We start from the raw sequence: 14,080 nt of genomic DNA, 5'->3' as shown, positions 1-14,080 counted from the left end.
GGTATTCGGTCAGTTGATGACAGAAACGCCCACCCGCCCATAGCCCGAAATCGAGACGCCAGAGCTGCCGGAATTCGCCTCGGGTTCGGGGCGAGAGTTGTGCGAAGGCTCGCAGGCCGCAAGTACGGCAATAGTCAGGATCAGGCCGAAAATCTTCATGATGTCATCTTAGCTCAGGAAATTCGGCACCAGGCCGATCATACGTGCGAACATGGGCGCCGCGTGGACAAAATGCAATTACCTCAGAGGATTAAACCCCAAGAAAAACACCCAATCCACCGCGCCGAAAGCCAACACCACCACCAACATAAGTGCCGCTGCTTCCGACGCCTACATTGGCGCTCATCGTGGGTTGGATCGGCTCGCCATCTGCGCCACAGGCGACCAGGGCAAACCCAGCCGCAATCAGCAGGACAACACGGAGAATTTGCATCATACCAACGCCTTCCATCGCTTGATCTGGGCCCGCACCTGATCCGGTGCGGTGCCGCCATAAGACTGGCGCGAGTTTACCGAATTTTGGACGGTAAGGACAGAATAGACGTCATCGGTGATATCTGCGTGGACCGATTGCATGTCCTCCAGCGTCAGGTCAGGCAAGTCGCAGCCTTTGCTTTCGGCCATGGCCACCAGCGATCCGGTCACATGGTGGGCGTCGCGGAACGGCAGGCCCAATACACGAACCAGCCAGTCGGCAAGGTCGGTAGCGGTCGAGAACCCCGAGCCCGCTGCCGCCGCAAGGCTCTCGCGGTTGGCAGTCATGTCCTTAAGCATACCTTCCATCGCAGCCAGCGCCAGCATCCAATTGTCGGCGGCATCAAAGACCTGCTCCTTGTCTTCTTGCATGTCCTTGGAATAGGCCAGCGGCAGGCCTTTCATCACCATCATCAATGCGGTATTTGCACCGTAAATGCGGCCCACTTTGGCGCGGATTAACTCTGCAGCATCCGGGTTCTTCTTCTGCGGCATGATCGACGAACCAGTTGAAAACCGATCAGACAGGGTGACAAATCGGAACTGGGCCGAAGACCAGATCACCAGCTCTTCAGCAAAGCGCGACAGGTGCATGGCGCAGATCGAGGCGGTCGACAGGAACTCAAGCGCGAAATCGCGGTCGCTTACTGCGTCCAGCGAGTTGGCGGCAGGCCGGTCAAAGCCCAGCGCCTCGGCCGTCATCTGGCGGTCGATGGGAAAAGACGTCCCAGCCAAAGCCGCCGCCCCCAAGGGGGATTCGTTCATCCGGGCTCGCGCATCGCGGACGCGGCTCAGGTCACGGCCAAACATCTCGACATAGGCCATCATGTGGTGGCCCCACGTCACCGGCTGTGCGGTTTGCAGATGGGTAAAGCCTGGCATGACCCAATCGGCCCCGGCCTCGGCCTGCGCCAAAAGCGCGCGGATCAGGGCCAGCAGACCGCTCTCTGCAGCGTCCAGTTGATCACGCACCCACAGTTTGAAATCGGTCGCAACCTGGTCATTCCGGCTGCGGCCCGTGTGCAAACGACCTGCAGGCTCGCCAATAACCTCTTTCAGACGCGCTTCGACATTCATGTGGATGTCTTCCAGCGCGATCGAGAACTGAAATTCCCCGTTCTGAATTTCTGACAAAACGGTGAGCAGCCCTTCCCGAATTGCCTGCGCATCACTATCAGTTATTACGCCTGTGGCAGCCAACATGGCGGCATGGGCGCGCGAGCCTGCGATGTCCTGGGCTGCCATCCGCTGATCGAACCCGATCGAGGCATTGATTGCCTCCATGATCGCGTCTGGACCGGCGGCAAAGCGGCCGCCCCACATCTGGTTCGAAGATTGATCGGTCATGTAAGAAAACCCGGAGTTGATATGCGCCTATTTCGTCTGATCCCCCTTTATATGGCCCTTGCGCTGGGTGCAAACGCCGCTTTGGCGACAGATGCCGAAACGCTTGGCCCGTTGCGTGATGGAACACTGAAACGCCTGATCCTGCACAAAGAACCCAAGCCCGCAAAAACAATCGAATTCCAGCTGGAAGATGAGGGCGGAGTTGGAACGCTTGAGGACTATGCCGGCAAGTATGTTCTGGTGAACTTCTGGGCCACGTGGTGTGCGCCTTGCCGCAAAGAGATGCCGCAGATTGCCGAGCTGCAAGAAGAGTTCGGCGGTGACAAGTTTGAGGTTCTGACCCTTGCCACCGGGCGCAACTCACCCGCCGGGATCAAGAAGTTCTTCGAGGAGAACGGCATTAATAACCTGCCGCGCCATCAGGACCCCGGTTCAGCCGCCGCACGCGAGTTTGGCGTTGTTGCGTTGCCAATCACCGTTATTCTGGATCCTGAGGGTCAGGAAATTGCCCGGTTAATCGGCGATGCTGATTGGAATTCAGAAAGTGCCAAGGCGATTATCGCGACGCTTGTCGGCGCTGAAAGCTAAGTAAACACACACGAAAAACGACGAATCATGCTATTCTCTCAGCTTTAATCGTTGGGGGAATAGCTATGAAATCAATTGCCATCCTGATCGCGGCGGTCAGTGTTCTTTGTATTGCAGCGACGACAGCAGACGCCAAAGACATTAAAAAGCAACAACAATTCATGGACACAATCGTTGGCAAGAAGCTCGTAAGCGGAGGGTCCTGGCTTGTCGTCGCGGCGGACGGAACGATTCAGGGGGAAACCGCCAAAAAAGGCAAAATCAAAGGGGCTTGGGTCTGGAACAAAAGGTATTTTTGCCGAAATGTTTTTATTGGAACCAACCAACTTCCCGAAGATTGCCAGAAAGTTACAATCGACGGCAATCAGGTAACCTTCACACGCGATAAAGGAAAAGGTGAGGCTGTGCCTATGACCATTTCCAACTAGGCAGAAACACAGAATTCATCTGTGCTAGAATAGAACCGGTCCCTCGGGGCCGGTTTTTCTGTTGGTTACCAGTGAAAGGAGGCGACAATGAAACCAGTGGTTCTGTTGATCGGTCGCTTGCCGAATGTAATCGGCGACGTGGCGCGGCGTCTGGATCACATGCCTATCCAATGGCTGGGCGCGCATGATCAGGATGAGGTCCGGCGGCAACTGGATGCCGAACCCCGGATCGTCTGTGCGGTCATGGGCGCGGGCTTGGATGACAAGATCCGCGGCGAGATGGTCGGCATCATCGCAGCACGCAGGCCAGACATCTGCATACACCTGAAAGACAGGGCCTCGGGGCCTGATGGGCTGGTGCCCTTTGTCGAACGCGTGGTGCAGCACGAAGTCCTGGACACGTTCGAAGCTGGCTGACGTAACGCTACCTTTGACAGCGTCATTGCCGCTCTGCAATCTGTCGGGCGGGAGGAAAGAATGCCGCTTGAAATACTTCTGGTTCTGGTGGTCGGAGGCATCGTCGGCATCACCGTTCTGCTGCACCTGTCAGGGCGGTCACGCGTGCGCGAACTGACCCCCCAGACCGCGCGTTCGGAATGGCTGCGCCATGCGCCGGACGACGTAATAATTGATATAACAATCGCACATGACAAACGGTCCGCCCTGATCCGTACCGAGACGGGAAACGGGCTGTTGTGGTCCTTTGGTGCCGATACGGTGGCGCGCCACCTTCTGGATTTCGACTGGATCGATCACCCCGAGGGTTTCGAAATTCAATTTCATGACTTCGGCACGCCCAAAGCCCTGATCCGCCTTGACGATTTCGAACGCCCCCACTGGCAAAACCTGATGGACCCCGCATGACCGACCAAGTGAGCTTTCCCGACGCCGTGCAATGGGCGGTGCCGTTCTTCATCGCCGCCATTCTGGCCGAGTTCCTGTGGATCGCTTTCAAAGGCAGGGGCGGACGGTATGAGACGCGCGATGCCGTCACCTCGCTGATCATGGGGGCAGGAAATATCGCCTCGGGGTTGCTGCTTGGGTTCATCGCATATGGCTTTTTCATGTGGCTGTGGCAGATCACGCCGCTGAACTTGGGCACCTCGATTCCGGTGATCATCCTGTGCTTTGTGCTGGATGATTTACGCTATTACTGGGTGCATCGGTTCGGTCACCGCATCCGCTGGGTCTGGGCCAGTCACGTGAACCACCACAGTTCTCAACACTACAATCTGACCACGGCGCTGCGTCAGACATGGACCTATACGTTTACCTTCATGATGGTAGTACGTGCGCCGCTGATTCTGCTGGGCTTCCACCCGGCGATGGTGCTGTTCTGCGGCGGTTTGAATCTGATCTATCAGTTCTGGATTCACACCGAGGCGATTGGGAAAATGCCCCGCTGGTTCGAGGCGGTGATGAACACCCCTAGCCACCACCGCGCCCATCATGGACGGAACGCGCGTTATCTGGATTGCAACTATGCCGGGGTTTTCATCATCTGGGACAAACTGTTTGGCACGTTTGTGCCCGAACAAAAGGACGACCGCGTCGATTACGGGCTGGTCCACAATATTGGCACGTTCAACCCGCTGCGCGTGGCCTTTCACGAATGGGTCAGTATCTGGCGCGACGCAACCCAGCCGGGGCTGACGTTGCGCGAACGTCTGGCCTATTGCTTTGCTCCACCGGGTTACAGCCATGATGGCAGCCGCGAAAGCTCGGAACAGATCAAAGCCCGGCATCTGGCGCGCCATCCCGAAGATCACGGAACGCCCGGTTTTGAACAACTTGAGGCCCAGACGCCCAATACACAGGCAAAACAGGCTTAAATCCGCCTGTTCGACTCTCTGCTTTCTTGAAAACGGGATTTCACATTCCATATTCAGCGGATGTGACCCGTAGCCAGTAACCCGGAGGCCGCCATGACCCGTTTGATGACAGTATCGACCACACTTGGTTTGATCGGTCTAGCTTTGGCCATGTTGACGGCACTGACGGGTGGCCCCTCAACCATCGTTGCATTGGGCTTTGTCATGCTTGCACTGGGCTTCATGGGAGCCGTGGCCGGCGCCGCCGCTGTACTTGGGCGGGTTTGGGAATCCGCGCGCTGACACCTGGCAAATTCGCCCCTCTTAACCGCAGATTCATACCTTTGCCTTGAAATAGGGCCCTGACCGGTGACGTTAAGGGGCTTGGCAAGGACATGCGGGACAGGAAACAGGCAGATGCGCCCGAGGGTGCCGAAAGCCCGCTAAACGCAGCCGTCGCATCCCGTGACGAATCCTCGGTTCAGATGGCGACCGAAGCGGTAAAGCACAAACAATGCAAACTGGCCTTTCAGCCGGTCATGCAGGCGCATCAACCATTCGGTGTAGCGTTCTACGAAGGGTTCATTCGGGTGCTGGACGAAACCGGGCGGGTTATTCCTGCACGGGATTTCATGCCGCAATTGGAAAACACCCCGATCGGGCGCGATCTGGATTGTGTCGCATTGGAAATGGGGTTGAGGACACTGATCAATAACCCCGAAATCCGCCTGTCCATCAACATGTCCGCACGTTCGATCGGCTATGCGCGGTATTCTCGGGTGTTAGATCGGTTTCTCAAGAAAGACGCCAATTTGGGCGAACGGTTGATCCTGGAAATTTCGGAAAGTTCGGCCATGACTGTGCCCGAGTTGGTGATCGATTTCATGGACCGGCTGCAACCCCGCGGCGTTGCGTTTGCGCTGGACGATTTCGGTGCCAGCAATTTCAGTTTCCGCCACTTTCGCGAGTTTTTGTTTGATGCCGCCAAGATCGACGGTCAGTTCGTCCGCGGAGTTTCCGAAAACCCGGACAATCAAGCGTTGGTCCGGGCACTGGTCGCTGTGGCCCGGGAATTTGAAATTCTAGTAACCGCCGAATCGGTCGAAACCAGGGGCGATGCCGAATTCCTTGTGGCCAATGGCGTGGATTGCTTGCAGGGGTTTTTGTTCGGCGCACCCACTGTGTCGGGCCCTTGGAAAGACAAAAAACTCAAGAAAACCGGTAGTTAAAGATTTAGAATCCATTTCCAATTTACCTGAGACAAGCTGACCGTTGCTGCAATTGCAGCGTTACGCTATTCCATGAGCAGTTGGAGCGGGGGATCATGAGGCGCTCTGGATCTTAGAGGCCGGACCTCTGCGATCTGCGTCATCACGGTTCCCACTGGACCTTGATGGTAAAGGATTGTCTATATGACTAACGTAGTAATCGCATCTGCAGCCCGTACCGGTGTCGGCAGTTTTGGCGGCTCGTTTGCAAACACACCCGCACATGATCTGGGCACTGCCGTACTCGAAGCAGTTGTAGAACGTGCCGGAGTTGACAAGGGTGAAGTCAGCGAAACCATCATGGGTCAGGTACTGACGGCTGCACAGGGCCAGAACCCGGCGCGTCAGGCCCATATCAATGCGGGTCTGCCGCAAGAAAGCGCGGCTTGGGGCATCAACCAGGTGTGTGGCTCGGGTCTGCGCGCGGTTGCGTTGGGCGCACAGCACATCCAGCTGGGCGATGCCGAAATCGTGGCCGCCGGTGGTCAGGAAAATATGACCCTTTCGCCCCATGCCGCCGCGCTGCGCGCCGGTCACAAGATGGGCGACATGAAATATATCGACACGATGATCCGCGATGGTCTGTGGGATGCCTTCAACGGCTATCACATGGGTCAAACCGCTGAAAACGTTGCTGAAAAATGGCAGATCAGCCGTGACATGCAGGACGAATTCGCCGTTGCCTCGCAGAACAAGGCCGAAGCGGCGCAAAAGGCTGGTAAATTCGCCGACGAAATCACGCCCTTCACCATCAAGACCCGCAAGGGCGACATCGTTATGGACAAGGATGAATACATCCGCCACGGCGCAACCATGGAAGCCATGGGCAAGCTGCGCCCGGCCTTCACCAAGGATGGCTCGGTCACCGCAGCCAATGCCTCGGGCCTGAACGACGGTGCCGCCGCCACCCTGCTGATGTCAGCCGAAAACGCCGAAAAGCGCGGGATCGAGCCTCTGGCCCGCATCGCCTCTTACGCCACGGCGGGTCTGGACCCGGCGATCATGGGCGTTGGTCCGATCTATGCCTCGCGCAAAGCGCTGGAAAAAGCGGGCTGGTCGGTTGACGACCTGGATCTGGTTGAAGCCAACGAAGCCTTTGCCGCACAGGCTTGTGCCGTGAACAAGGACATGGGTTGGGACCCATCCATCGTGAACGTCAACGGTGGCGCAATCGCTATCGGTCACCCGATCGGCGCATCGGGCTGCCGCGTTCTGAACACCCTGCTGTTCGAAATGAAGCGCCGCGACGCGAAAAAGGGTCTGGCGACCCTTTGCATCGGCGGCGGCATGGGTGTCGCCCTGTGTGTGGAGCGCGACTAAGTGCTTTGACAACTAAATGGAAAAGGGCGTCTACTGGGCGCCCTTTTTTGTTACATTCCGGCCCTATCCCTTAGATGCGACAATATCGCCGAACAGAAAGATCAAAACGAAGACGAAACGATATTGCGCAGCAATCTCTCTCAGAGTAACAGAATTACCAAGTCAGACTTAATTGGAGGATTCCTCAATGGCACGTACAGCACTCGTCACCGGCGGTTCCCGCGGCATCGGCGCATCAATTTCCAAGGCGCTCAAGGCCGAAGGCTACAATGTTGCAGCCACCTATGCCGGCAATGACGAAGCCGCCGCAAAATTCACCGAGGAAACCGGCATCGCCACCTACAAGTGGAACGTGGCCGACTATGACGAATCGAAAGCGGGCATCGAAAAGGTCGAAGCCGAAGTTGGCCCGATCGACATCGTGGTCGCCAATGCAGGCATCACCCGCGATGCCCCGTTCCACAAAATGACGCCTGAGCAGTGGCATCAGGTGATCGACACCAACCTGACCGGCGTTTTCAACACCGTCCACCCGGTATGGTCCGGCATGCGCGAGCGCAAGTTTGGCCGTGTGATCGTCATCAGCTCGATCAATGGTCAGAAAGGCCAGTTCGCGCAGGTGAACTATGCCGCGACCAAAGCGGGTGATCTCGGTATTGTGAAATCCCTCGCGCAAGAAGGGGCCCGTGCTGGTATCACCGCGAACGCCATCTGCCCCGGCTACATCGCAACCGAGATGGTGATGGCGGTTCCCGAGAAGGTTCGTGAATCCATCATCGGTCAAATCCCGGCTGGTCGACTGGGGGAGCCCGAGGAAATCGCGCGCTGCGTGGCATTTCTGGCGTCGGACGATTCTCAGTTCATTAATGGCTCGACAATTTCGGCCAACGGTGCGCAGTTCTTCGTCTGATCTGCAGACCCACGAACAATTCAGGCCGGTCCTTTAGGATCGGCCTTTTTCGTTCTGAAACAGACAGTTAAAGAATTGCACCACTTCCCGGTGGTTGTATCCTTTCAAAGCAGATCGGTGAAAAAGGTCACGGCCCTATGACAAAATCTCAGGCAACAGCGATTGGGTTTGTGGCTGTGCTGCTGTGGTCTTTACTGGCGCTGTTCACAGTCGCCTCGACCCCAACCCCACCGCTTTTGCTGAACGCCATCTGTTTTTCTATCGGCGGCACGCTGGGCCTGATCTGGACATGGGCCAACGGCGGTTTGCCCCAGTTACGGGCGGTGCCCTGGACAACGTATCTGTTCGGTGCCACGGGCCTGTTCGGCTATCACGCGCTTTATTTTTCGGCCCTGCGCATGGCTCCAGCAGCTGAGGCTGGGTTGATCGCCTATCTCTGGCCCCTGCTGATCGTGCTGTTTTCCGGGCTATTGCCGGGCGAGCATCTGCGTATCGGTCATCTGTTTGGGGCCTGTCTGGGCTTTGCCGGAGCTGCGATCATCATCGCAGGAGGCGGTAGCGCAGGGGTTCAGACCGCTCATCTACCGGGGTATGGGCTGGCGCTGCTGTGCGCGCTGACATGGTCGGGATATTCGGTCCTGTCGCGCCGTTTGGGGGACACTCCGACCAGTTCGGTCGCCGTGTTCTGCATCGCGGCGGCGATTGCCTCGGGCGCGCTGCATCTGGCCGTTGAAGAAACCATCTGGCCCGACAACGCCTTTGGCTGGGCTTCGGTCGTGGCACTGGGTCTGGGGCCGGTGGGTCTAGCGTTTTATGTGTGGGATATCGGGGTAAAGCAGGGTGACATACAAATCCTCGGTACTGCCTCTTACGCGGCACCGCTGTTGTCTACGCTGGCTTTGGTTGGGGCCGGGATCGCCGCCCCGTCCTGGGGTCTGGCGATCGCGGCCGTGTTGATCACTGGCGGCGCGGCCATTGCCGCGCGGGCGAGCTTGCGTCGCTAGGCTGACAGGCGCTCGATCTCTTCTTTTAGCTTAAGCTTCTGCTTTTTGAGTTGTGCAATATGGAGATCGTCGATGCCAGGCGAGCGTTGGGCTTGTTCAACTTCAAGACCGAGTGTTTCGTGCTTTTTCTTCAGTTCGGTCAGGTGTGCGCTCACGCTCATGGCGATACTCCTCTGTTGGTGTCTGAGTTTCACGTAAGAAGTTGATCACATCGTTTCCACCCTGTCACGCTGCAGACGCACAGATTCTGTAATAAATCCGACAAATTCGGCTGGTTACTGCCTATTGGCCGGACAACCCCGGCAGGGCGGCAGCATCGCGCAGCACCGCCGAAACCTGCGGTGTGTAACTTTCACCGTCTTTTTCGTGGCGCGCGCCTGCATGCAAAATCAACGGCGCATGCAACCGAAACACGGCCTTTCCGCCCTTTTTGGCGCGTAAAATCACTAATTCGGCAGCCCGACCCGCGCGTGCCGCCAAAGGCAACACCTCGACTGAGCCCAGGCGCCCCGTGCAGCCCGCAAGCATATCTGGCAAACGGTCGGCCTTTTGGATCATGTGCAAATAGCCGCGCGGTGCGAGACGTTTGGCCGCAGTGTCGAACCAAACACCCAGTGGTGTGCCCTCACCCAGCGCGATTGCCCGTCCGTCATCCGCAGCGGCACTGTGCGCTCCGGCGCGGTAATAGGGCGGGTTGGCGATGACATGGTCAAACTGGCGCTGTTTCAGATCGGCAGGCAGGGCGGCAAGATCGGCCTCGACCACCTCGAACGACGCGGCGTTCTCGGCTGCGTTGCGACGGGCCAGCGCGGCATAGCTGGCCTGCAATTCCACCCCGACCCCTTGCAATCCGGGCACACGCGCCAGAAGGCACAGGATCGCGGCGCCTGCCCCGCAGCCCAGTTCCAGCACGGTGTGACCACGTGTCGCCGGAACCGAGGCAGCCAGCAAGACCGGGTCCACGCCCGCACGATATCCCGAACGCGGTTGCCACAGGCGCACACGGCCGTTCAAAAAATCGTTACAGGTCAGATCATTATCCGGCAAGTGGCTCATCGACCCAGCGGAATCTCATTATCGCGCATCACCCGTTCAGCCCGTGTCAGGTCATCAGCCCGCACCATCAGACGACGGGGGAAGATTCCGATGCCGCCTTCGAGGATGCTCATATTTACGTCCATCTGAAAGCAGTCTATATCCTCACCCTCAAGAAGGGCCGAAGCAAAGGCCAGGATCGTCGGATCGGTGCTGCGCAAAAGTTCTTTCATAGGGATGGATGTAAGGGCAAGGTAAGTCGAAAGTCGAGCCTTGTATCAGGAGTGTGATGGAAATCGACGCGATCACAAAACCGCATGAGCGGTTGGCTGACCTTCTGACCAGCGAAATGGCTGCGGTGAATGAGCTGATCCGCACGCGTATGGCCTCTGATCACGCGCCGCGCATCCCCGAAGTGACAGCACATCTGGTTGAGGCCGGTGGCAAACGTCTGCGTCCGATGCTGACCCTGGCGGCCGCACGTCTGTTCGGTTACGCGGGCGACCACCATGTGCGGCTGGCCGCGACGGTTGAGTTCATCCACACGGCGACCCTACTGCATGACGATGTGGTGGACGAAAGCGCCCAGCGGCGTGGCCGCCCAACGGCGAACCTGCTGTGGGACAACAAATCCAGCGTTCTGGTGGGCGATTACCTGTTCTCCCGCAGTTTCCAGTTGATGGTTGAGACCGGGTCACTGCGTGTTCTGGATATTCTGGCCAATGCCTCGGCCACCATTGCCGAAGGTGAAGTGCTGCAGATGACTGCGGCCACCGATCTGGGCACGGATGAGGCTATTTACCTGCAGGTTGTACGCGGCAAGACCGCCGCCCTGTTCTCTGCCGCGACCGAGGTTGGCGGTGTAATCGCCGGAGCGTCCGAGGAACAGATCAAGGCGCTGTATGACTATGGCGATGCTTTGGGTGTTGCCTTCCAGATCGCTGATGATCTGCTGGATTATCAAGGTGATAGCAAGGCCACCGGCAAAAATGTCGGCGACGATTTCCGCGAACGCAAGTTGACCTTGCCGGTGATCAAGGCCGTGGCGCAAGCCAACCCTGATGAACATGCCTTTTGGGAGCGCACGATTGGCCGGGGTCGTCAGGAAGAGGGTGACCTGGACCACGCGCTGAGCCTGATGGGAAAATACGGCACGCTCGACGCCACCCGGTCAGATGCGTTCGACTGGGCCGCCAAGGCCAAGGATGCGCTGGCGCCCCTGCCCGATCATGAGATTCGCACGCTGCTGCGTGATCTGGCCGACTACGTGGTTTCGCGCCTCAATTAAGCTGCACCGCACGGCACCACCAATCGGGATGGGCCGCGCCGATCTCGTACGCTGCGAAATGCGCGTCTTTCATTGTGGGATAGAGCGCGAAACAGGTCGAACCTGACCCCGACATGCGGGCCAACAGCGCCCGCGTAGTCAATCGCAGTGAATCCAGCGCAAACTCAATTTCGCGGGCGATGCCCATTGCGGGGATTTCCAGATCATTCCGCTGGTCACGCAACCATTCGGCGCAGGCCCCGGCATTCTCGAATTCCGGGATATCAATCGGCATGGGCAGGTTGTCCCGCCGGGCCAACGCCTGAAACACCGAAGATGTGGGCACCGGAATACCCGGGTTGACCAGAACTGCGGGCAAATTCGGAAGGGACACGGACGTTAGCCTATCGCCAATTCCCTGCATTCGTGTCGCTTGGGCGGCCATGCAAACAGGTACATCAGCACCCAGAGAAACAGGCAGGTCCTCTGGTATGTTGACCCCCTGACCAGACAACGCCCAAAGGGTCGCGGCGGCGTCAGACGAACCGCCGCCAATCCCGCCACCATGCGGCAGCACCTTGTTCAGATCGATATGGCCCGTCCACCCGGCGGCTTGGGCCGCTTTCCAGACCAGATTGCGACTGTCCGCAGGCACGCCTGCCGCGTGTTCTCCGGTGACTGAGATCGACAATTCAGGGTCTGGTGTAAACTGCAACCTGTCGCCCACATCAGCAAATACGACCAGCGAATCCAACAGGTGATATCCATCAACCCGCTGGCCGGTCACATGCAGAGTCAGGTTGATCTTGGCGGGCGCGAAGGCCTTAGTTGCCATTGGCGACCTTCAACGGTTCCGCCCCTTCTTCGGCCAGAACCTCGTCGAGGCCAATCTCCAGCTTGCGACGGATACGGTCGGGATCAGCCTCGGCATCCGTGTCTTCAGGATCAATGAAGGACAGGGCGCGTTTCCACTGGAACTCAGCCTCGCGCGCGCGGCCCACAGCCCAATAAACATCACCCAGATGATCGTTCACCACTGGATCAACCGCCATCAGCTCGACCGCGCGCTCCATATGTTCGACCGCCTCATCATAGCGGCCCAGACGAAAAAGGACCCAGCCCAGACTGTCGACGATATAACCGCTGTCGGGGCGCGCCGCGACAGCGCGTTCGATCATGTTCAGCGCCTCGTCCAGTTTTTCGCGCCGTTCGACCAGAGAATATCCCAAATAGTTCAGCACCTGCGGCTGATCTGGGTTCAACTCTAGCGCGCGGCGGAAATCGGCCTCGGCCTGATCCCATTGTTTGAGCCGTTCGTGCGAGATGCCACGGGCATAGTGCAAAAACCAGTTCCCACCCTCGGTCAGTTCGATGGCACGATCATAAGACGCGACAGCGCTGGTGTATTCTTCTTGCTGGCGTTGCAGATCGGCCAGAGCTACATGAACGCTGGGCAGGTTTGGGTTCTGGCTGGCCAGGGTCTGCAACACCTCGGCAGCAGCATCCTTTTTGTCCGACCGGCTAAGCACCTCGGCCCGGCCTAGTTCAGCCGCGTGATAATCACTGCTGCTGGCGGGTACTTGACGATAGGCTTCCACGGCCAGATCATATTGCTCCAGCACGTCCAGCAATTCGGCACTCAGCAAGATCGCATCCACATGTCCGGGACGCAGGAACGCAGCCGTGCGCACATAAAGCAGGACATAGTTCTGCGCCGCCTCATTGCTCAGCGCTGCGCCAACGGAAAAGAAAACCTCGGCCATGCCATCTTGCGCCGATCGAACATGGGTGAACGGCAGGGTATCACCATCGGACAGGCGCGCCACATAACCTTCGATCGACGGGTCGCTGCCGGCCGCAAATACCTCACCCAGAAATTGCTGTGCCTCTTCATTGCGGTCCAGTTGCGACAAAACCTCGGCCCGGGCCAAAGCGGCCCGTCGCGAAAAGCGGGCAACCGCACCGTTATGGGCCGTGAATACTTCTTCGGCCCCTTCAAAATCGCCAACCGAGGCCAGCGCCAGCGCCTTGTGGTACAGTGCAAAGTCGCGCAAGCCATCCTGCGTTGCGACCTCGTCAAACTGCTCCATCGCGCGGGTCATGGCCCCTTGGCCAATGTATGCCCATCCCTGTACCAAACCGTCGACCAAAGGCCCCACGCCTTGCGTTTCGGGATCACGGGCCAGCAATTCATCCAGTTTGCCGTCGGCCACCAGATTGGCGGTGATCACCATCCTTGCTGCCTGACTGGGCAAACCGGCATCCTCAATCATCTGCGCAACAGGCAGCGCGCGTACCACATCGCCCAGCGCCAGCCGTGCGACAACCACGCTTTCCAACAATGCTGCATTTTCAGGATCGGCTTTCAGGGCCTGCGCATAGTATTTTTCAGCGGCTGAATAGTCGTTCTGATAGATGGCCTGACGGCCAGCCAAATACGCACCGGACCCCGAATCCGCTACAGCTGGAAGCACAATCGACGAGGTGAAGAGCGCAGCCATTGCGGCGCGACGAACCAGAGAAATCACCAAAATCCTGCCTTGCTATTCTTGTCTGCGCAATAAGCTAGGGCTTTGGCTGGCAAGAGGCAATGGCAGAGCCTTCACGACCCTGCCAGTGCCCGGTTTT

Annotated in this window: 19 protein-coding genes; 11 read left to right on the top strand and 8 right to left on the bottom strand. The window is 58.1% G+C overall.

Translation table 11 applies throughout. From position 1 onward, the window contains the following. Positions 1–9: 9 nt before the first annotated feature. From ACR0B0_RS13145 to argH, 3 genes are all read right to left on the bottom strand, one after another. Complete coding sequence (locus ACR0B0_RS13145; protein ID WP_480648131.1) at positions 10–159, bottom strand: hypothetical protein; 150 nt, start codon at positions 157–159, stop codon at positions 10–12. Positions 160–250: 91 nt separating this feature from the next. After that, the gene (locus tag ACR0B0_RS13140) at positions 251–436 is read right to left on the bottom strand and encodes an argininosuccinate lyase (RefSeq protein ID WP_367647942.1); all 186 of its coding nucleotides are present in this window, start codon (positions 434–436) and stop codon (positions 251–253) included. Continuing rightward, positions 433–1,821 carry an argininosuccinate lyase gene (gene argH, locus ACR0B0_RS13135; RefSeq protein WP_480648129.1) on the bottom strand — a complete coding sequence of 463 codons (1,389 nt, stop codon included), beginning with the start codon at positions 1,819–1,821 and terminating at the stop codon, positions 433–435. Before argH ends, ACR0B0_RS13140 begins: the two co-directional genes overlap by 4 nt. A 21-nt stretch (positions 1,822–1,842) precedes the next feature. Between argH and ACR0B0_RS13130 the strand changes: the two genes are divergently transcribed. The 10 genes from ACR0B0_RS13130 (at position 1,843) to yddG (ending at position 9,150) form a co-directional block, all read left to right on the top strand. Next, positions 1,843–2,409, top strand: a complete 567-nt coding sequence (locus ACR0B0_RS13130; RefSeq protein ID WP_480648127.1) for a TlpA disulfide reductase family protein — start codon at positions 1,843–1,845, stop codon at positions 2,407–2,409. A 65-nt stretch (positions 2,410–2,474) separates the two neighbouring features. After that, positions 2,475–2,837: a hypothetical protein gene (locus ACR0B0_RS13125; protein ID WP_170361356.1), complete on the top strand. Its 363-nt coding sequence runs from the start codon at positions 2,475–2,477 to the stop codon at positions 2,835–2,837. 87 nt (positions 2,838–2,924) lie between these two features. Continuing rightward, a complete protein-coding gene (locus ACR0B0_RS13120; protein ID WP_170350651.1) occupies positions 2,925–3,254 on the top strand; it encodes a hypothetical protein in 330 nt (109 codons plus the stop codon). 60 nt (positions 3,255–3,314) lie between these two features. Next, entirely contained in the window at positions 3,315–3,701 is a 387-nt protein-coding gene (locus ACR0B0_RS13115; RefSeq protein ID WP_170350652.1) for a hypothetical protein, read from the top strand. Next, positions 3,698–4,669: a sterol desaturase family protein gene (locus ACR0B0_RS13110; protein ID WP_480648125.1), complete on the top strand. Its 972-nt coding sequence runs from the start codon at positions 3,698–3,700 to the stop codon at positions 4,667–4,669. The genes ACR0B0_RS13115 and ACR0B0_RS13110 overlap by 4 nt, the downstream gene beginning before the upstream one ends. Positions 4,670–4,762: 93 nt before the next feature. Continuing rightward, positions 4,763–4,951, top strand: coding sequence for a GlsB/YeaQ/YmgE family stress response membrane protein (locus ACR0B0_RS13105; RefSeq protein WP_226689314.1), 189 nt, complete (start codon positions 4,763–4,765; stop codon positions 4,949–4,951). Between the two features lie 92 nt (positions 4,952–5,043). Continuing rightward, on the top strand, positions 5,044–5,877 hold the full coding sequence (locus tag ACR0B0_RS13100) for an EAL domain-containing protein (RefSeq protein WP_170350657.1): 834 nt from the start codon (positions 5,044–5,046) through the stop codon (positions 5,875–5,877). Between the two features lie 183 nt (positions 5,878–6,060). Then, entirely contained in the window at positions 6,061–7,236 is a 1,176-nt protein-coding gene (locus ACR0B0_RS13095; RefSeq protein ID WP_170350658.1) for an acetyl-CoA C-acetyltransferase, read from the top strand. Between the two features lie 187 nt (positions 7,237–7,423). Then, positions 7,424–8,146, top strand: a complete 723-nt coding sequence (phbB, locus tag ACR0B0_RS13090) for an acetoacetyl-CoA reductase (protein ID WP_170350661.1) — start codon at positions 7,424–7,426, stop codon at positions 8,144–8,146. Between the two features lie 137 nt (positions 8,147–8,283). Next, a complete protein-coding gene (gene yddG, locus ACR0B0_RS13085; protein WP_480648122.1) occupies positions 8,284–9,150 on the top strand; it encodes an aromatic amino acid exporter YddG in 867 nt (288 codons plus the stop codon). On the opposite strand, the gene ACR0B0_RS13080 is transcribed toward yddG, so the two are convergent. The 3 genes from ACR0B0_RS13080 to ACR0B0_RS13070 form a co-directional block, all read right to left on the bottom strand. Next, positions 9,147–9,311, bottom strand: coding sequence for a YdcH family protein (locus tag ACR0B0_RS13080; protein WP_170350663.1), 165 nt, complete (start codon positions 9,309–9,311; stop codon positions 9,147–9,149). The two genes, yddG and ACR0B0_RS13080, sit on opposite strands and share 4 nt — an antisense overlap. 121 nt (positions 9,312–9,432) lie before the next feature. After that, on the bottom strand, positions 9,433–10,206 hold the full coding sequence (locus tag ACR0B0_RS13075; RefSeq protein WP_480648121.1) for a tRNA1(Val) (adenine(37)-N6)-methyltransferase: 774 nt from the start codon (positions 10,204–10,206) through the stop codon (positions 9,433–9,435). Then, on the bottom strand, positions 10,203–10,418 hold the full coding sequence (locus tag ACR0B0_RS13070; RefSeq protein ID WP_037316655.1) for a putative signal transducing protein: 216 nt from the start codon (positions 10,416–10,418) through the stop codon (positions 10,203–10,205). Before ACR0B0_RS13070 ends, ACR0B0_RS13075 begins: the two co-directional genes overlap by 4 nt. 56 nt (positions 10,419–10,474) lie before the next feature. Between ACR0B0_RS13070 and ACR0B0_RS13065 the strand changes: the two genes are divergently transcribed. Then, the gene (locus tag ACR0B0_RS13065) at positions 10,475–11,473 is read left to right on the top strand and encodes a polyprenyl synthetase family protein (protein WP_480648119.1); all 999 of its coding nucleotides are present in this window, start codon (positions 10,475–10,477) and stop codon (positions 11,471–11,473) included. Here the strand turns inward: ACR0B0_RS13065 and ACR0B0_RS13060 are convergent. Next, positions 11,466–12,287 carry a 4-(cytidine 5'-diphospho)-2-C-methyl-D-erythritol kinase gene (locus ACR0B0_RS13060; RefSeq protein WP_480648117.1) on the bottom strand — a complete coding sequence of 274 codons (822 nt, stop codon included), beginning with the start codon at positions 12,285–12,287 and terminating at the stop codon, positions 11,466–11,468. The two genes, ACR0B0_RS13065 and ACR0B0_RS13060, sit on opposite strands and share 8 nt — an antisense overlap. Next, a complete protein-coding gene (locus tag ACR0B0_RS13055; RefSeq protein ID WP_480648269.1) occupies positions 12,277–13,953 on the bottom strand; it encodes a tetratricopeptide repeat protein in 1,677 nt (558 codons plus the stop codon). The genes ACR0B0_RS13060 and ACR0B0_RS13055 overlap by 11 nt, the downstream gene beginning before the upstream one ends. Positions 13,954–14,080 lie beyond the last annotated feature (127 nt).

This window comes from Ruegeria sp. BA12, from assembly GCF_056539625.1.
Note: the sequence above shows the minus strand (reverse complement) of the source record. Positions and strands in the feature narration are given on the sequence as shown.